The 17,579-nt window shown below is 75.0% G+C and carries 18 protein-coding genes and 1 pseudogene; 8 read left to right on the top strand and 11 right to left on the bottom strand.

The window, feature by feature from the left end:
- The first annotated feature begins 231 nt into the window (after positions 1-231).
- Positions 232-1,791: a polysaccharide deacetylase family protein gene (locus ABZ249_RS13230; RefSeq protein WP_355261503.1), complete on the top strand. Its 1,560-nt coding sequence runs from the start codon at positions 232-234 to the stop codon at positions 1,789-1,791.
- 142 nt (positions 1,792-1,933) lie between these two features.
- The gene (locus tag ABZ249_RS13235) at positions 1,934-2,671 is read left to right on the top strand and encodes a polysaccharide deacetylase family protein (protein ID WP_355261506.1); all 738 of its coding nucleotides are present in this window, start codon (positions 1,934-1,936) and stop codon (positions 2,669-2,671) included.
- A 19-nt stretch (positions 2,672-2,690) separates the two neighbouring features.
- Here the strand turns inward: ABZ249_RS13235 and ABZ249_RS13240 are convergent, their stop codons facing one another.
- On the bottom strand, positions 2,691-4,148 hold the full coding sequence (locus tag ABZ249_RS13240) for an aldehyde dehydrogenase family protein (protein WP_355261509.1): 1,458 nt from the start codon (positions 4,146-4,148) through the stop codon (positions 2,691-2,693).
- A 55-nt stretch (positions 4,149-4,203) separates the two neighbouring features.
- On the opposite strand from ABZ249_RS13240, the gene ABZ249_RS13245 reads away from it, so the two are divergent.
- Together ABZ249_RS13245 and ABZ249_RS13250 are read left to right on the top strand one after the other, a co-directional pair.
- Positions 4,204-4,833 (top strand): TetR/AcrR family transcriptional regulator, encoded by a 630-nt coding sequence (locus ABZ249_RS13245; protein ID WP_355261512.1) that lies wholly within the window; start codon positions 4,204-4,206, stop codon positions 4,831-4,833.
- Positions 4,834-5,110: 277 nt separating this feature from the next.
- Positions 5,111-5,599, top strand: coding sequence for a GNAT family N-acetyltransferase (locus tag ABZ249_RS13250; protein ID WP_355261515.1), 489 nt, complete (start codon positions 5,111-5,113; stop codon positions 5,597-5,599).
- A 61-nt stretch (positions 5,600-5,660) separates the two neighbouring features.
- On the opposite strand, the gene ABZ249_RS13255 is transcribed toward ABZ249_RS13250, so the two are convergent.
- The gene (locus tag ABZ249_RS13255) at positions 5,661-7,130 is read right to left on the bottom strand and encodes a family 43 glycosylhydrolase (protein ID WP_355261518.1); all 1,470 of its coding nucleotides are present in this window, start codon (positions 7,128-7,130) and stop codon (positions 5,661-5,663) included.
- A gap of 96 nt (positions 7,131-7,226) precedes the next feature.
- The gene (rox, locus tag ABZ249_RS13260) at positions 7,227-8,669 is read right to left on the bottom strand and encodes a rifampin monooxygenase (protein WP_355261521.1); all 1,443 of its coding nucleotides are present in this window, start codon (positions 8,667-8,669) and stop codon (positions 7,227-7,229) included.
- Between the two features lie 267 nt (positions 8,670-8,936).
- Between rox and ABZ249_RS13265 the strand changes: the two genes are divergently transcribed.
- On the top strand, positions 8,937-9,485 hold the full coding sequence (locus tag ABZ249_RS13265; protein WP_220560913.1) for a GNAT family N-acetyltransferase: 549 nt from the start codon (positions 8,937-8,939) through the stop codon (positions 9,483-9,485).
- Between the two features lie 256 nt (positions 9,486-9,741).
- A complete protein-coding gene (locus ABZ249_RS13270) occupies positions 9,742-10,434 on the top strand; it encodes a haloacid dehalogenase type II (protein ID WP_355261526.1) in 693 nt (230 codons plus the stop codon).
- Between the two features lie 288 nt (positions 10,435-10,722).
- Here the strand turns inward: ABZ249_RS13270 and ABZ249_RS13275 are convergent, their stop codons facing one another.
- Positions 10,723-11,088, bottom strand: coding sequence for a hypothetical protein (locus tag ABZ249_RS13275; RefSeq protein ID WP_355261529.1), 366 nt, complete (start codon positions 11,086-11,088; stop codon positions 10,723-10,725).
- Positions 11,089-11,299: 211 nt separating this feature from the next.
- On the opposite strand from ABZ249_RS13275, the gene ABZ249_RS13280 reads away from it, so the two are divergent.
- Positions 11,300-11,611: a hypothetical protein gene (locus ABZ249_RS13280; RefSeq protein WP_355261532.1), complete on the top strand. Its 312-nt coding sequence runs from the start codon at positions 11,300-11,302 to the stop codon at positions 11,609-11,611.
- A gap of 21 nt (positions 11,612-11,632) precedes the next feature.
- Here ABZ249_RS13280 and ABZ249_RS13285 read toward each other — a convergent pair whose 3' ends face one another.
- The 5 genes and pseudogenes from ABZ249_RS13285 to ABZ249_RS13305 form a co-directional block, all read right to left on the bottom strand.
- Entirely contained in the window at positions 11,633-11,935 is a 303-nt protein-coding gene (locus ABZ249_RS13285) for a DUF2306 domain-containing protein (protein WP_355261535.1), read from the bottom strand.
- A 91-nt stretch (positions 11,936-12,026) separates the two neighbouring features.
- Positions 12,027-12,377, bottom strand: a pseudogene (locus ABZ249_RS13290) (hypothetical protein); the annotation flags it as partial.
- 52 nt (positions 12,378-12,429) lie between these two features.
- Positions 12,430-13,110, bottom strand: a complete 681-nt coding sequence (locus tag ABZ249_RS13295; RefSeq protein WP_260697222.1) for a response regulator transcription factor — start codon at positions 13,108-13,110, stop codon at positions 12,430-12,432.
- Positions 13,107-14,234 carry a sensor histidine kinase gene (locus tag ABZ249_RS13300; RefSeq protein ID WP_355261539.1) on the bottom strand — a complete coding sequence of 376 codons (1,128 nt, stop codon included), beginning with the start codon at positions 14,232-14,234 and terminating at the stop codon, positions 13,107-13,109. Before ABZ249_RS13300 ends, ABZ249_RS13295 begins: the two co-directional genes overlap by 4 nt.
- Before the next feature lie 20 nt (positions 14,235-14,254).
- On the bottom strand, positions 14,255-14,833 hold the full coding sequence (locus ABZ249_RS13305) for an HD domain-containing protein (RefSeq protein WP_355261542.1): 579 nt from the start codon (positions 14,831-14,833) through the stop codon (positions 14,255-14,257).
- A 212-nt stretch (positions 14,834-15,045) separates the two neighbouring features.
- Here ABZ249_RS13305 and ABZ249_RS13310 point away from each other — a divergent pair, with 212 nt between their 5' ends.
- On the top strand, positions 15,046-15,450 hold the full coding sequence (locus ABZ249_RS13310; protein WP_355261545.1) for a hypothetical protein: 405 nt from the start codon (positions 15,046-15,048) through the stop codon (positions 15,448-15,450).
- Positions 15,451-15,495: 45 nt separating this feature from the next.
- On the opposite strand, the gene ABZ249_RS13315 is transcribed toward ABZ249_RS13310, so the two are convergent.
- The gene (locus ABZ249_RS13315; protein WP_355261548.1) at positions 15,496-16,131 is read right to left on the bottom strand and encodes a maleylpyruvate isomerase family mycothiol-dependent enzyme; all 636 of its coding nucleotides are present in this window, start codon (positions 16,129-16,131) and stop codon (positions 15,496-15,498) included.
- A gap of 195 nt (positions 16,132-16,326) precedes the next feature.
- The gene (gene fahA / locus ABZ249_RS13320; protein ID WP_355261551.1) at positions 16,327-17,547 is read right to left on the bottom strand and encodes a fumarylacetoacetase; all 1,221 of its coding nucleotides are present in this window, start codon (positions 17,545-17,547) and stop codon (positions 16,327-16,329) included.
- Between the last annotated feature and the right edge of the window lie 32 nt (positions 17,548-17,579).

A 17,579-nucleotide genomic window follows, 5' to 3' on the forward strand; every position in this document is an offset into this window, starting at 1 on the left:
TATCCTCCGGTTCCGCCGTTGGGCGGCTGGCCGGGGCCTGGACCGTAGCTCATGAGTCCCTTTCGAAACAGATGCGTGGAGCGGACACCACGTTAAAGGGTGGGACGCCCGACCCGGGCCACGGGTTCGCCTCTTCGCGCTTGTTCACTCTCCTCCAAAATCATGACAGAGAGTATTCAATCGGGCGCGTTCTGATTATTGTTTCGGTGGCCCCTTCGATATGGTCCCCTCGTGCCTGTCACCTCGATTAGCCGAAAACTCGCCGTCACCGCCGTTCTGGGCCTGCTCCTGGTACCCGGCTGCCACGCCGCGGAACCGGCCCTGCCCTATGCCGAGGCGGTGCGCATACCACTCGACGCGTGGCCTGCGGTGCAGGTGGGAACGCGTTCGGTGGCCACCGACGCCGGCACGGTCGGGTACCGCTACCCGATCCTGGGGCCGGACCACCCGCTGACCACGGAGATCCACACCTCCATGGCCGAGCGCCAGACCGAATTCCTGGAGGACCTGCCCGAGAACGGCACGCCCGAACTGCTCCAGGACGCGACCGTGCTGGCCGCCTCGCCGAAGGTGGTGGGCGTCCGCGTCACCGAGACCGTCAAGGCCGGCGTCAACGAGACCTTCGGCGCCCGCACCCTGTGGTACGACGCCGAGCACGACACCGTCCTGCCCTGGACGTCGCTGTTCCGCGACGAGGAGGCCATCGAGAGCGCCCACCTGGCCCTGGCCGGCGTGCTGGAGGACGACTACGACATGCCGACCGAGCAACTGCCCGGCCTGGTCGGCGAGGTGGCGCTGCGCGCCGCCCAACAGGAGGAGGCCCCGGACTCCGGGCCCGGCGAGGCCGGGGTCGGCTCCGCACCGCCCTCCCCCGGCGCCACCGGCGAGGACACCGCCCCGCTGGACCTGTCCGACCCCGAGCAGGCGCTGCGCGCCGCCGAACTGTGGGAGGGCTCGCCCCTGGCCGACCTGGCCTTCAGCACCGCCGGCGGACTGGCGGTGCGCATGGAGCCGGGCGACGTGCCCGAGGCCGGGCGGGTCAGCGAGGTCCTGCTGCCGGTCCAGCCCGAGGACACCGAGGGCCTGCTGTCGGAGCTGGGCTACCACGCACGGGAGGCCGCCCTGTCCGGCGAGCCCGACTTCCCGCTGGACGGGGAGCTGTCGGCCGAGGGCGACAGCCTGGACTGCTCACGCCTCAAGTGCGTGGCGCTGACCTTCGACGACGGCCCGGGCGAGGACACCGAGCGGCTGCTGGACATGCTCGCCGAGTACGACGCCCGCGCCACGTTCTACGTGCTGGGCTCGCTCGTGGGCGAGTTCCCCGAGGTGGTGGAGCGCACCCACGCCGAGGGGCACGAGATGGGCAACCACTCCTGGAAGCACGACGACCTGGCGGGCAAGTCCGAGGCGGGGGTCGCCGACGACATCACGCGCACCAACGAGGCCGTACGGGCGATCACCGGCTCCGACCCGCTGACGATCCGCCCGCCCTACGGCTCGCTCAACGGGACCGTGCGCAAGGCCGTGGACCAGCCGCTGATCCTGTGGGACGTGGACACCATGGACTGGCAGAGCCGCGACACCGCCAAGGTGGCCGAGCACGCCCTGGAGCACACGACGGCGGGCAGCGTGGTGCTGTTCCACGACATCCACCCGAGCACGGTGGACGCCGTTCCCCAGGTACTGGAGGGGCTGCACCGGCAGGGCTACCACTTCGTGACCGTCACCGACCTGTTCGGCCTGGAGGCGCTGGCCCCGGGCGACGTCTTCACCGACGCCCGCGTGAACTGAGGGCGCCCCGGGCGCCGGACGCGCGAACCCCCGCCGTGGCGGGGGTTCGCGCATTCCATTCCCCCACGGACGCAAAGAGCGGTTCGTCACTTCGTGGGCGTTCACCTTTTCCCAGGTCACGGGCTCGCATACATTCTCCTGCGTGAACGTTACCTTTCCGAAACCCAAACTCGCCCTGGTCGCCACCGGCGGCCTCGCCCTCGCCGCCCTCCTGATCCCCGCCTCGCCCGCCGCGGCCGACACCGCCCTCAAGGCCGAGGCCAAGAGCATCGCCGCCCCGGACTGCACCAAGGAGAAGTGCGTCGCCCTGACCTTCGACGACGGCCCCGGACAGTACACCGACAAGGTCCTGGACACCCTCGCCGACCACGACGCCAAGGCCACCTTCTACCTGCTCGGCTCCAACGTGGGGAACTTCCCCGACACCGTGGAGCGCATGGCCGACGAGGGCCACGAGATCGGCAACCACTCCTGGAAGCACGACGACCTGGCCACCCTGTCCGGCTCCGCCGTCAAGGACGACATCGAGCGCACCGACAAGGCCATCGAGGACGTCACCGGCGAGAAGCCCACCACCGTGCGCCCGCCCTACGGCTCGCTCGACGACACCGCCCGCGAGGCCATCGACAAGCCCATCGTCCTGTGGGACGTGGACACCCTCGACTGGCAGAGCCGCGACGCCGGCGCCGTCACCGACGTCACCCTGGAAGAGACCGACCAGGGCAGCGTCGTCCTCTTCCACGACATCCACGAGAGCACCGTGGACGCCATCCCCGGCATCCTCGACGGACTCGCCGACGACGGATACGAGTTCGTCACCGTCTCCGACCTGGCCGGGGACGACCTGGAGCCGGGCGTCGCCATCACCGACGCCCGCTAGCCCCGCGCCCCGCCGCGGCTCACAGCATCCGCCGCAGGATCTTCTCCTTCAGGTCCGTGATCGGCGCGTAGGCCACCCGCATGGTGTCCAGCACCAGCGACTTGTCCAGCACCGACTTGGTGTGCGAGAACGTGTCGATGGACGCCGTCGAGTGGTAGGCGCCCATGCCGCTCTCGCCCACACCGCCGAACGGCAGGTCGGGCACGGCCAGGTGCGCGATGGGCAGGCCGAACGCCAGGCCGCCGGAGGAGGTCTCCGTGGTCAGGCGGCGCTTGGTCTCCTCCGACTCGGTGAACGCGTACAGGGCCAGGGGCTTGTCCCGCTCGTTGACGAACGCGATCGCCGCGTCCAGGTCCGGCACGCCGACCACCGGCAGGATCGGACCGAAGATCTCCTCGGCCATGACCGGGGTGTCGGCCGTGACGTCGCCCAGCACCGTCGGCGCGATGTACAGGTCCCCGCGGTCGTGGCGCCCGCCCGCCACCACCGTGCCGCTGCCCAGCAGCGCGACCAGGCGGTCGAAGTGGCGCTCGTTGACGATGCGCCCGTAGTCGCCGCTGGCCTTGGGGTCCTCGCCGAACATCTCGGTGATCGCGGCCGCCAGCTCCCGCTGGAGCCCGTCCGCCGTACCGCCGACGGCCAGCACGTAGTCCGGGGCCACACAGGTCTGGCCGGCGTTGGTGAACTTGCCCCACGCCAGCCGCCGCGCCGTGGCGGCCAGGTCCACACCCGGCTCCACGATGGCCGGGCTCTTGCCGCCCAGCTCCAGGGTGACCGGGGTCAGGTGCTTGACCGCCGCCGCCATGACGATACGGGCCACCTGGCCGTTGCCGGTGTAGAAGATGTGGTCGAAGTGCTGCTCCAGCAGCGCGGTGCTCTCGGGGACACCGCCCTCGACCACGGCGACCGCCTCCGGGTCCAGGTACCGGGGCACCAGGTCGGCCAGCAGCGCCGACGTCGCCGGCGACAGCTCGCTGGGCTTGATCACCACGGCGTTGCCCGCGGCCAGGGCGCCGACCAGGGGGGCCAGCGCCAGGTTCACCGGGTAGTTCCACGGGCTGATGATGAGCACCGTGCCCAGCGGCTCGCGGACCGTGCGGGCCTTGGCGGGGGCCAGCGCCATCGGCACCGGCACGCGCCGGGGGCGCAGCCACGACGCCAGGTGCTTGAGCGTGTGGTCGATCTCGTTGATGACGAAACCGATCTCGGTGGTGTGCGCCTCCACGGGGCTCTTGCCCAGGTCGGCCTTGAGCGCCTTCTCCAGCGCGGGGCGCTCCTCCACCAGGAGGGCGCGCAGCCGCCGCAGCTGGGTGCGGCGCCAGGCGACGGGCTTGGTGCGGCCGGAGGCGAAGGCGGCGCGCAGGCCGCGCACGAGCGCGGAGATCTCCGCGGCGGCGTCGCCGTCGATGGGGGCCGGCGCCGCGGTCTGAACGGTGGCCTGCCGGATGGTCGGGGTGCCAGGGGTGTCGTTCGTCATAGCCGGATACTAAACGAAACCTTTTCGTTTTGACCAGGGACCGTAGGATGCTGCCATGACCACGGACCATCTGCCCGAGACGACGCCCCGCCGCGGAAGGCCGAGGGACGCCGCCCGGGACCGCGCGCTGATGGACGCCACCCTGGACGAACTCCGCCTGCACGGCTACGGCGGACTGACCACCGCCGCCGTCGCCCGCCGCGCCGGCGTCTCCACCGCGACCCTGTACCGCCGCTGGCGCTCCAAGGAGGACCTGGTTCTCCAGGCCGCGGCGGTGTGGTGCGAGGACCTGGGCCCCGACCACGACACCGGGGCCCTGCGCTCGGACCTGAGCGAACTGCTGCACGACAAGGCCACCGCCCTGGACGGCCCCTCCGGGCAGCTGCTGCGCGCCATCCTGGGCGAGGCGGCGCACAACCGGGCGTTGGCCGACGTGCTGGTGAGCGAGTACGTGGCACCGCTTCAGGACCGCGTGGCGGCCATCGTGGCCCGCGCGGCCGACCGGGGGGAGATCCCCCCGGTGGAGGACCCGGTGGTGGTGGGCGAGCTGGTGATCGGGCCGATGGTGACGCACACGTTCCTGGTCCCGCACGAACCGGGCGGGCGCCCGGGGCGGGACATGGCGGAACGGCTGCTCCCCTACCTGCTGAGGGCGCTGGGGGCTCAGGACGCGTCCGGCGGATGATTCCGCCCCGCGATGCCCGGGCCGACCCGCGCCCGCCGTCTCGCGGGAGATCCCCCGGAGGCCGTCCGTGCTCCTTCGGCGCCCGCGCCGGACCGCCCGGGGGTGTCCGCCGAACACGCTTCAGGAAGGGTGTGCGGCGTAGCCGCACGCCTCTTTGTTCTCTTGGTCTTGTAGTTTCTCGAACCCCCGCCTTTACGACGTAGATTCAATCCGGTGCGCCGGCCGGACCGCGCAAACGACTTGCGGGGGCACGAAGCCGAACACCACACTGTCCGCCATGCACATCCGCACCGCGCTCCCGGCCGACTGGCCCGCGATCTGGCCCGTCCTCCACCGGATCGTCGCCGCCGGCGACACCTTCACCTACCCCGCGGACCTGGGCGAGGAGGCCGCGCGCGACATGTGGCTGCTCCCCGAGCCGGACCGGACGGTGGTCGCGGTGGACGGCGACGGCCGCGTCCTGGGCACCGCCAAGATGAACCGCAACCACGGCGGGAACGCCTCGCACATCGCGAGCGCCAGCTACATGGTCGACCCCGCCCACTCCGGCAAGGGGGTGGGGCGGGCCCTGTGCGAGTACTCGCTGGACTGGGCGCGCGCGGCGGGCTACCGCGGGATGCAGTTCAACGCGGTCGTGGAGGGCAACGAGCGGGCGGTGGGGCTGTACCGGTCGCTGGGGTTCGAGGTGGTGGGGACGCTGCCGGAGGGGTTCGCGCACCCGCGAAAGGGGTTCGTGGGACTGCACATCATGTACCGGAGGCTGTGAGCCCGGATCCCGTCCGGAGTCCGAACGGCCCGGCCGCCCACGACTCCCCCGGGCGTCGCCGTCAGGTGCCGCCCAGGTACTCCACGGAACGCACCGCGATCCCGCCCCCGGCGCAGGAGACGCCGACCATGCGGCCGGTGAACCCCCCGGCCACCTCCGTGGACAGGTACCGCCCGTCCAGCCGTGCCAGCTCGGTGGTCCCGCCGTCCGGGGTGCGGACACCGGCGACGAGCACGTCCGGCCCCCGCTCCCTGCTGTACAGGGGCGCGGTCGGGGGCACCGCGCGCAGTTCGAGCTCCGTCCCCGGCCGCAGGGGGAGCTCCCCCAGCACGGTGGTGAGCGGCCCGGCCTGCGCCACGGCGCGCACCCGGTCCGCGTCGACCTCCAGCGCGAACCGGTGGGCGGGGTCGATGCGCAGCTCCAGGGCGCCGGTCCCGCCGTCCGCGGCGACGACCGCCCGGGCGGTCATGGTGGTGTGCTCCTGGCGGCGGCCCACGAACACCCGGCCGGGGCCGGGCGGGGCCATCCGCCACCGGTCCCCCGCCCACCGCAGCACACGGCCGGGGAGGACGCCGGCGCCGACCCAGTCGGGCCCGATCACGCCGTCGGCGAGGACCGACCACACCGGGGGCCGCGGCGGGGGTTCCAGCGGGCCGGAGACCACGGGCCAGCCGTCCCTCCAGGAGACCTCCGCGGCGAACGTCTCCCGGCCCAGCACGTGCCAGCCGGGGAAGGAGCCCGCGGGGCGCACGCCGAGGAACACCATCGCCCACGACCCGTCGGGGCGTTCGACCAGGTCGGCGTGGCCGGTGTTCTGGACCGGGCCGGGGGTGCCCCGGGCGGTCAGCAGGGGGTTGTCCGGACAGGGCTCGAACGGGCCCTGCGGGGAGGGCCCGCGGGCGACCGTGACCGCGTGCCCGGGACCGGTGCCGCCCTCGGCGATCACCAGGTACCACCACCGGCCGACCCGGTACAGGTGCGGCCCCTCCGGGTCCCTGCCGCCGGTGCCGCTCCACAGGGTGCGCGGCCCGGTCAGCAGCTCGCCGGTGGCCGGGTCCAGAACGGCCTGGCGGATCCCGCCGTCCGACCAGGTGAGCAGGCACCGGCCGTCCTCGTCCCAGGCCAGGTCGGGGTCGATGCCGCCCGCCCCGCGGATGCGGACGGGGTCCGACCAGGGGCCGGCGGGGTCGGACGCGGTCATCAGCAGGTGGCCGGGACCGGCGGAGACGTCGGTCGTCACCAGGTGGAAGGTCCCGTCGCGGTGGCGCAGGGTCGGGGCGTACACGCCGCCCGAGGGGCCGGCGCCGGCCGCCAGGTGCGCGGGGCGGTCCATCACATGGCCGATCGGCTCCCAGGCCAGCAGGTCCCGGGACCGGAACAGCGGGACCCCCGGCGCGTACTCGAAGCTGGAGCACGCCAGGTAGAAGTCGTCGCCCACCCGGCAGACGGTGGGGTCGGGGTGGAAGCCCCCGAGGACGGGACGGGTCGGCAGCACACCGGCCGGGGAGGAGGGCGCCTCGGGCTCGATCACGCGACGAGTCTGGCACGTCGCGGGCGCGCCCGGAAGGGGCCGCCCGGAAAGCACGCCTCCCCTCGGCGGAGGCGTTTCCGGGCGGCCCGTGCGCGTTCAGGCGGCCGCGGATCCGAACCACCGGGACAGCGCGTCGGGCAGCCCCTCCCGGTCGCGCCCCACCCAGACCGCGTGGCCGTCCGGGCGCAGCAGCACCGCGGGCACGTCCATCTCCGCCAGCTCCTCGCTGTCATCGACGACGTGGTCCACCCGGTCCCGCCACCCCTGTGCCGACAGGCTCCCCGTCCGGTCCAGCAGCAGTCCGCGGCCGCCGTGCATCAGCCCGTACAGGCGCCCGTGCTCCTTCAGCTCCACGTCCCGCAGCCGCGCGCCCAGCAGCGGGTGCCCCTCCGCGCCCACGTCGTAGCGGATCCCCGTGGCGATGATCTTCTCGGTCAGGTACCGGTTCACCTCCTCGATGTCCATCAGCTCCGACACCAGGCGGCGCGCCGCCTGCGGCCCCGGCTCCGGGGACATCAGCTCCATCTGCGCGCGGGTGTTGTCCAGCACGTCGGCCGCCACCGGGCGGCGCTCCGCCTCGTAGGTGTCCAGCAGCCCCGCCGGGGCCCGGCCGTTCACCTCGGCGGCCAGCTTCCACCCCAGGTTGAAGGCGTCCTGGACGCCCAGGTTGAGCCCCTGCCCGCCCACCGGCGGGTGGACGTGCGCCGCGTCCCCGGCCAGCAGCACCCGGCCGACCCGGTAGCGGTCCGCCAGCCGGGTCGCGTCGCCGAAGCGGGACATCCAGCGCGGGGAGTGCACCCCGAAGTCGGTGCCCGCGTACTCGCGCAGCTGCTGTTTGAAGTCCTCCAGGGTCGGCGCGGCGGTCCGGTCAGGCGCCACCCCCGCGGCGGGCACGACCACCCGGTGGACCCCGTCGCCCATGGGGCCGATGCCGAAGCGCAGGTGGGTCCTGCGGACCTCGGCCATCGCCGCCGCCAGCTCCTCCGGCGACGCGGTCACCTCCATCTCGCCCAGCAGCGTCTCCGTCCGGCTGGGCTCGCCGGGGAAGCCGACGCCCAGCAGCCTGCGCACGGTGCTGCGGCCGCCGTCGCAGCCGACGAGGTGGCGCGTGCGCAGCCGTGTCCCGTCGGCCAGTTCGACGTCCACCCCCTCCGCGTCCTGCTCCAGGCCGACCAGCTCGCGGCCGCGCCGGATGTCGGCGCCGGCCTCGGCGGCGTGTTCCTCCAGCAGCCGGTCGATGGTCGTCTGCGGGATGGCGAGCACGTAGCCGTGCGCGGTGTCGAGCCCCGCGGGGGCGGGCTTGCGGATGGCTGCGAAGAACCCGCCCAGGGGGTGCTCGCGCCCTTCCGCGAGGAACCGGCCCAGCAGGCCGCGCTGGTCCATCACCTCGATGCTGCGCGCGTGCAGCCCCAGCGCGCGGACGAAGGGCGGCCGCTCGGCCTCCTTCTCCAGCACGACCACCTCCACCCCGTGCAGCCGCAGTTCGGCGGCCAGCATCATGCCGGTCGGCCCCCCGCCGGCGATGACCACGTCGATCATGTGTCCCCCGTTCGGTGCGTGTCGATGGCGGCGCGCCCCTCACCGGGTCCCGGGGATCCCGCCGACGGCGGCCGCGATCGACGATTCTGCGCCCTGACCCGGGTCTTGCCGCAAGCCCCGGGGTGCGCTATAGATTGAGAGTGGCAGGAGGTTCCCGGAACCCCTGCCTTTCGCTTTGGGGCGGCCTTCTTCCCGGGCCGCCGCATCCGCTTGCGGGGTCCCGTAATTCCCTGAGTTCTCGCCCGGGGATGTGCTACTTTGCCCGCCATGTCTGAACTCGGGCCCGATATCTGGCCACCCTCCCCGATCAAGACCGAACGCCTCGTGCTCCGTGAGACCGAGGCCCGGGACCGTGAAGCGTTCATCGACCTGTTCTCCTCGCCGGAGGTGGGCACCTACCTCGGCGGACCGCAGCCGCGCGAGGACCTCGAACGCGCGATGCCCGAGGTGCCCGGACGGCGCCCCGGCCTGTTCGCGGTCGAGCTCGACGGGGCGATGGTCGGCATGACCACGCTCGACCGGCGCGACCCGGAGCGCCCGGGCCACGTGCGTCCGGAGGGCGCGGAGGCCGAGCTCGGCTACCTGTTCCTGCCCCGGGCCTGGGGGCACGGGTACGCCGCCGAGGCGTGCGCCGCGGTGCTCGACTGGTTCGCCGGGGCGCTGCCCGGTGAGCCGGTGGTGCTGTGCACGCAGACCGCCAACGACCGCGCGATGCGCCTGGCGGCGAGGCTGGGGTTCACCGAGGCGGAGCGGTTCGAGGAGTACGGCGCCGAGCAGTGGTTCGGCGTGTGGTCCCCGGCCGCGCCGACCGGCTGAGCCGGGCCGGCCCCAAGGGCACCGCCCCGGCCGACGGCCGGGGCGGACCGGTGCCGAGGGCCCGGCGGGGGCCGGGGCGCGGGCGCACCTGCCGCGTTCCCGGCGGTCCCGGAAGGCGGGGGGAGGTACGCTCCGCGGCGAAAAGGACCACCACGGCCCCCGCAGGTCCGCGCCCCTCCCCGCGCCGGGGCCCCGGCCGCCGCGGCGCCCCGGCGGGGCCCTCCACCATCCGATACCAGACGATTCAGGAGGCCCCATGGCTCCGCTCCCCGACGTGGACGTGGTCGTGTTCGACATCCTCGGCACCATGGTCGACGAACCCGGCGGGATCGCACGCGGTATCCGCTCGCTGCCCGCCCGGCTCGACGACGCGCGCGTGGACGGCCTCGTCGGGACGTGGCAGCGGCATGTCGAGGAGCGGCAGCGGGACATCCTCGCGGGCCGCCACCCCTACACCGACAGCACCGCGATCGACCGGGAGGCCGCCGAACGCGTCGCCGCGGAGGCCGGCGTCGCCGACGCGGACGCGGTCCGCGCGCTGGCGGACTCCGCGCAGCGCCTGGATCCGTGGCCGGACTCGGTGTCGGGCCTGGAGCGGATCGCCGCGCGCCTGCCCGTGATGGGGCTGTCGAACGCCGGCCGTCCGGCGCTCACCCGCATCAACACCCACGCCGGGCTGCGCTGGCACCAGGTGCTCTCCGCCGAGGATGTGCGCGGGTACAAGCCCCACCCGGACGTGTACCGCCTCGCCGTGGCCAACACCGGCCTGGCGCCCGAACGCCTGCTCATGGTCGCCGCCCACGCCTGGGACCTGCGCGGCGCCCGAGCCGTGGGCATGAGGACCGCCTACGTCGAACGCCCCGTCGGGGACCCGCCCCGGCCGGCGGACGCCTTCGACCTGAGCGCGGAGGGCCTCGACGACCTGGCCGCGCTGCTCACCGCCGACTGACGGCCCGCCACCGGGGATGCCGGGGGCGGGCCGCCGCGGTGTGCACCGTGTAGTGACGACCCGAGCCCGGGGCGGCCCCGCGAGCGGCGGCCGGGCCCCCTGTACCCGGGCACACGGCTCGGGTCGCGCCGGGAACGGGCGGCGACGCCGTCCGTGCCGGGCCGCCGGGGCCGGACGGCCGGCCCCGCATGCCGCGCCGGAGCAGGTCCGGGCGGGCGGGGGCGCGTCCGCGCCGACGCGGGCGCCGCTTCCGGGCGTCGGCGGCGCCGGTCCGGCGCCCGGTTCCCCTCACGGGGGCGCGAGGATGGGGCGGACCGCCCCTCCCGTCCTCGGGCAGGCCCAGGCGGGGACCCCCGAGACCAGGCGGGCGGTCGGGGGGTGCGGGTGGCCGGGGCAGGGCGGCAGCGGCCGCCCGAGGGCCTGCTCCACGGCGGCGTCCTGGAGGCCGTCGGCCAGGTGGACCACCGCTTCGGCGTCGGTCATGGCGGCCTGGAGGTAGGAGCCCGCTGCGGTGCCGTCGGGGAACCACAGCACGACCTCCACCTCCCCGCTCTCCGGCCGGGACTCCACCACGAGGTCGCGCAGGGGCGGGTCGCCCAGGCCGCGCAGGATCTCCTCCGCCCAGGCGCGCACCGGCGCGCGGACCACGTCCATCTCCGGCCTCCGTTCTCCGTTTCCACGACGCGGCGTGCGCACGGGACCACCGTGAACCGCCGCAGATGACCGGCACCGGCACGGTTCAACGGCATATCGGGGCGATATGCGGTGACGTCCGCGCGGTTCCGGTTCAGGACCTTGGTTTCCGCTTCCGGAAGATATCCCGACAGCCCGGCGAACCCCATCCTCCGGCTGTACAAAGGACCTCATGCGCTCACTCTCGGACACGGACCCCCTGCTCCTCCCCCGCCGGGCGGTCGGCCCCGGGGACCCCTACGCCCTTCTCCCGGCCGGACGGCCCCACGGCGTCCCGTACGGGGAACCGCCCTTCGCGGGATCGGGCCGCGCGCCTCGGAGCCCGTGTCCGGGCCCGGCCGGCGGGAACCGGGGCCTCCGGCTCGCCTGCCTGTCCGCGGCCACCGCCGCCGTGCTGCTGGGCCTGGTGGAGTTCGCCTCCCGGCACCCCGCGTTCGGCGGGCCCGGCTCCGTCGGCCACTGCCTGCTCACCGGCGGCCCGTAGCGGCCCGCCGCCGCCCCGCGGTCAGCGCCGGGCCGGGGCCGCGGCACGCTCCCCCGCGGCCGCCGGACCGCGGCAGACGGCCCACTCGGCGACGGCGAGGTTGACCACCCACCCCGCCGCCATCAGCACCGTCCGGGTGGCCTCTCCCGGCTGTCCCAGCAGCAGCACCCAGGGCAGGTGGGTGAACACCTGGGTCCCCGCCCCCAGCCCGATCGCGTACCCGCGGGTCATCCAGGCCCGGTGCCCGGCGATGTCGCCGCGCCGGACGGCCGCGAACCCCAGCAGGACCGCCGCCGCCATGGCGCTCCCGAACACCAGCCGCACCAGGGTCAGCGAGGCGCCCTCCCCCTCGTTCAGGGGGGTAGGCCAGGCTCATCCACACCCCCGTCAGGGCCGCGACGAGCCCCAGTGGGACCAGCAGGCGCCCCGACAGGCGGTGCCAGCGGCGGCGGCGCAGCCCGGGCGCGAACTGCAGGGCGCCCAGCAGGCAGTAGGGCACCACGGCGACGATGTGCAGCACCACGGGCACCGGGTCGGCGAAGAACCGGGCGTTGTCCGGGGTGACCGGCCCGCCGCCGCCGAGGTCGCCCAGGCGCACGCCGCCCGCGATCACGGGCACGGCGCTGAGCAGGATCAGCAGAACGGGTACGGGCCACTCGCGTCGGGCGGAGGGGGTCACGACGGGTCCTTTCGCTGCCGCGGCGGACACCGCGCCCGCCGCCGTGCTCCGATCGTGGCCGCCGGGCCGGTGCCGGGGCATCGGCATTCGGGCCGGGTCCGGGTCCGCCGGAAGGAGGAGGGCCGACTCGTCCTTCCGGTCAGCGCGGCGTGTTCCCGGCCCTGCCGGTCTCGTAGGCCCACATGGCGACCTCCACCCGGTTGCGGGCGCCGAGCTTGGCCATGATGCCGGCGATGTGGGTCTTGACCGTGCTCACCGCGATGTAGGTCTCGCGGGCGATCTCGTCGTTGGTCCTCCCCCGGGCCACGGCCCGCAGGATCTGCTCCTCCCGGTCCGTGAGCGCCTCGGCGGGCTGCTCGGGAGGCCCGGCGGGGCGGTTGCGCGCGAACGCGTCGAGCAGCCGCCGGGTGACGCCCGGGGCGATGAGCGCGTCGCCCGCGGCGGCGGCCCGCACGGCCTGGGCGAGCAGGTCGGCCCCGGCGTCCTTGAGCAGGAACCCGCGGGCCCCGGCCCTGAGCGCGGCGTACACGTACTCGTCGAGGTCGAACACGGTGATGACGACGACGGCGAGGGGGTCCTCCACCCCGGGGCCGGCCAGCAGGCGCGTGGCCTCGATGCCGTCGGTGCCGGGCATCCGGATGTCGAACAGGCACACGTCGGGGCGCAGGCGCCGCGCCAGCGCGACGGCCTCGCGGCCGTCGGCGGCCTGGCCGACGACCTCGATGCCCGGCTGGGCGTCGAGGATCATCGTCAGGCCGGTGCGGACGATCTCCTGGTCGTCGGCGACGACCACCCGGACGTGTCCGTGACCGCCGCTCATGCGGCCGCCCCGGCCCGGGGCAGATCGGCGGCCACGGTCCAGCCCCGCCCGGGGCCGGGCGCGGCCCGGCAGGTGCCGCCGAGCAGTTCGGCCCGTTCGGCCATGCCGATGAGCCCGTAACCGGTCGATCCGCGGCTGACGGGGTCGCCGTCGTCGCTGACCCGCAGGTGCACCGTCGTGTCGTCGGCGGTGACGCGCACCCGGACGCGGGTGGCGTTGCGGGCGTGCCTGCGCGCGTTGGCGACCGCCTCCCGGGCCAGGCGGTGGACCGCGGCCGCCACCTCCGGCGGCAGGTCGTCGAGGCCGTCGTCGACCTCCACCTCCACGGCGGGGCCGCCGGAGGCCCCGGCGAGCGCGCGCAGGTCGCCCACCCGCGGGTGGGGCACCCGAGCCGCGGGGCCGTCCTCGTCCCGGCGCAGGACGCGCACCAGGGCGCGCATCTCGGTCAGGGCGCGGGCGGCCTCGGCCTCGATGACCTCCAGGGCGTCGACCGCGGCCCCGGGCCGCGTCCGCGCCACCGCCAGCCCGGCCTGGGCCCGGACCGCCATCGCCGAGACGTGGTGGGCGACGGTGTCGTGCAGGTCGCGGGCGATCCGTTCGCGTTCGAGCAGGCGGGCCCGCTCGAACTCGCGCTCGCGGGCCCCGGCCCGGTACCGCACCGCCGCGCCCAGGGCCGCGGCCGAGAAGAGCACGGCGGCCCCGCCCAGCGTGTCGGCGGGGGCGCCCGAGAGGACGGGGACCGCCGCATTGGCGAGCATGACGGCCGATCCCGCCGCGATCTCCCGGCCGGATCCCCAGCGGAAGAGCGCGTAGGGCAGCAGCAGGAAGCAGACCGTCGTGTACAGCGGGGCGCTCTGGCCGCCCAGGACCGCTGTGGCCAGACCGGAGAGGCCGAAGGTGGCCGCGACCACCGCCAGCGGCCGGGTGCGGCGCAGCGGCAGCAGGGCGATCAGGCCGACGGTCAGGAGCAGCGTCGGGATCCGCCACGGCAGGTCGGGGCGCAGCACGGCCTCGGCCACCGCGGCGGCCGCGAGCACACCCGCGAGCGCCAGGTCCCGACGTGGCCGCGACGGCGGGCGAGGGGGCCGGGGCTCGTCCCACAGGGAGCGGAGGAGGCCGCGCACACGGCCAGGGTACAGGGGGCTCAGCGGCCCATGGCGGTGCGGACCCAGTCCAGGGGTTCCTGCGCCAGCACCGCCGCGGCGAGCGCCCGCCCCCCGTCCGTGGCGATCCGCTCCAGGCTGGAGTCGATCCACCTCTGCGCCGCCGCGTGCCCCTGCGCCCGGTACTCCACGGCCTGGATCAGGCACTCCAGTTTGTCGGCGTCCTTGGCGCAGCGCGCCTCCGGGGTGTCCTGCTCCTCGTAGGCGGCCACGGCGGAGCGCACCATCGCGCCCACCGCCTCCGGGACCCCCCCGGTCTGGTCGGCGGCGATGTCCCGGGCGTCGGGCTTGGACTCCAGGTACCTCTGGGCCAGGTGGTGGAGGTCGCCGGTGCGGGTCTCGCCGGTGTCGTGCCACACAGCGATCAGCGCGGCCTTCGCGGGGTCGGCGCCCTCCATCGACGCCAGCACCGACGCGATCAGGGCGGTCCGCCACGAGTGCTCGGCCACCGACTCGGGGTCGCGCACCCCGGCGACCCACCAGCCGGTACGGCGCTGGTTCTTGAGCGTCCCGGCCTCGAACAGCAGGTGTGCGATGCGGGCCGGCCCGTCGTCGCCCATGGTCACGTCCTTCCGCGTCGGGGGCGGCGGGTCGCGCCCCCGGACATCCAACTACATCCGGCCCCGGTCCGCCCGGGTTTCCGCCACCCACAGGAGGAGAGTCCACTGAAACTCCTCATCATTCCCTTTCTAGTTGCCTGTTAGGGAATGAAAGAGTACTTTCGGTACGTTCCGGCTTCGTACCCCGAGGCCCCGGAGGAAGGAGGGACGACGTGGACACGCCACCCGGGCACCGCCCGCCCCAGGAGCTGCGCGCGCTGCTGCGCGCCGACCTGGTCGCCGCGATGAAGGCCCGCAGGCCCGAGGCCGTCTCAGCGCTGCGCACGGCCCTGGCCGCCATCGAGAACGCCGAGGCCGTCACCGCCCCCGCGGGCGGCGGGGCGGCCGGGAGCGAGCACGTCGCCGGCGCGAGCGCGGGCGTCGGCTCGACCGAGGCGCCCCGCCGCGTCCTGTCCGCCGAGGACGTCCACGGCCTGCTGCGCGCCCAGGTCACCGAGCGGCGGGCCGAGGCCGAGCGCTACGCCGCCCACGGCCGGCACGACGCCGCCCTGCGCCTGCGCGCCGAGGCCGACGTCCTCGCCGGCCACCTCACCGGCGCGGGGGACGCAACGGTGTGACCCCGCGGGGCCGGTCGGCGGAGCCCGCCGCCCGGCCCCGCCGGCTCATCCGTCCAGGCGCCCGCGCAGCACCTCCACCCCGTCCCCGCTCAGGTCGCCGAGGTGTGCGGACCGGCCGGTCATCGCCATGATCAGCGCGAGCGTGCTCCCGGCGACCCGCGGCCCCTCCCCGGCCGCGAAGGGGCCGTCGGCGGCCTCCAGCCGCAGGTCCGCCACCCGGCTCCTGGCGACGACGACCTGGTCCGAGCCCCGGTAGTACTCGGCGACCCGCGTCAGGGTGCCGACAGGCCGGTCGGCCGCGATGCCCAGCGGGCGCCGGATGTCCTCGCCGTGCACGACGGCCTCGCCCAGCATGGCGATCCGGGGCAGCGGCGGCGAGGTCGTGCTCGACACCACCGCGCGGAAGCGGGCGAGGGTGTCGGCGCCGGAGGCCCCCATCTGCTCGGCCAGGCGCATCGCGACCTGGGCGTCGAAGTCGAACCGGCAGCGGACGACACCGGCGAACCACCGGAGCCCGTTGAGGCTCGCCCCGGCGGTCAGGTGCGCGAGGACCTCGCGCACCGTCAGCCCGGCGCACAGCGACGGGGTCGCCCAGTCCTCCTCGGACAGCCCGGCGAGGTCGTCGGCCAGGGCGGCGCGCTCGGCGTGGACCAGGGGCCACAGGTCCTCTCCCCGCCTCATTCCGGCCGCCTCCGCCGAACGCCGTCCTCGGGTCCGCCCTGCGCCATCGGGTCCTCCAGGTCGTCGGTACCGGTCCTACGGTCAGGGGCGATCCTGCCCCACGGTTCCGACAATCCTCCGGCCCGGCGGCGGAGCCGGGTTCCCGGGGCCGCGCCCCGGAGGGCGGGGCGGGGGCCCGCGGCCCCCGCCCGGCGCCTACACGGCGGGCAGGATCCGCCCGCTCACCTCGCCGAAGTGGACCAGGGTCCCGTCCGGGCCCGGGGCGGTCGCCGTGATGGTGACCTCGTCCCCGTCCTCCAGGAAGGTGCGCTCGGTGCCGTCCGGCAGCCGCAGCGGCTCCTTGCCGCTCCAGGTCAGCTCCAGGAAGCAGCCCCGCTGCTCCACCTCGGGGCCGCTCACCGTGCCCGAGGCGTACACGTCGCCGGTGCGCAGCGACGCCCCGTTGACGGTCATGTGGGCGAGCTGCTGCGCCGCCGTCCAGTACATCTGCGAGAACGGGGGGCGCGACACCACGTGCCCGTTGAGCCGGACCTCCAGCCGCAGGTCCAGGCCCCAGGGCTGTGTGCCGCGCAGGTAGGGCAGCGGCTCGGGGTCCTGGGCGGGCTGTTCCACGCGGGCCGCCTCCAGGGCGGCCAGCGGCACCACCCATGGGGAGACGGACGTGGCGAACGACTTGCCCAGGAACGGGCCCAGCGGCACGTACTCCCAGGCCTGGAGGTCGCGCGAGGACCAGTCGTTGAGCAGGAACACGCCGAAGACGTGGTCGGCGAAGCCGTCCACCCCGACCCGCCCGCCCATCGGGCTGGGGGTGCCGACCACGAAGCCCACCTCGGCCTCGATGTCCAGCCGCACCGACGGCCCGAAGACCGGGGACGGCTCGGTGGGCGGCTTGCGCTGCCCGGTGGGGCGGACGATGTCGGTGCCCGACACCACGATGGTCCCGGAGCGGCCGTGGTAGCCGATGGGCAGGTGCTTCCAGTTGGGGGTGAGCGGCTCCTGGTCGGGGCGGAAGATCCGGCCGACGTTGGTGGCGTGGTGCTCGGAGGCGTAGAAGTCCACGTAGTCGGCGACGGTGAACGGCAGGTGCAGCCGCACCGACGCCCGGTCCACCAGGTGGGGGCGCAGGGCCTCCTCGCGGGCGGGGTCGGTGAGCCAGTCCGCCAGGTCGGCGCGGACCCGGTCCCAGACGGGGCGGCCGGCGGCCAGCAGCGCGTCGAGGTTCGGGGTGCGGAGCAGGTCGGCGTGGGGGGATCCGGCGGTCAGGGCCGCGGCCCCCAGGTCCAGGACGTGGGAGCCGACGGCGACGCCGATACGGGTGCCGCGGTCGTCGCCGGGGCCGGTGTCGTACACCCCGTAGGGCAGGGTGGCCAGGCCGAACTCGGTGTCCTGGGGCAGGTCGATCCAGCTGTCGGGCATGGGGTGCGCGCTTTCTGGGTGCGGCCCCGCGG

Origin of the sequence: Nocardiopsis sp. NPDC006139 (assembly GCF_040614155.1) — a bacterium.
In the GTDB taxonomy this organism is placed as follows: domain Bacteria; phylum Actinomycetota; class Actinomycetes; order Streptosporangiales; family Streptosporangiaceae; genus Nocardiopsis; species Nocardiopsis changdeensis.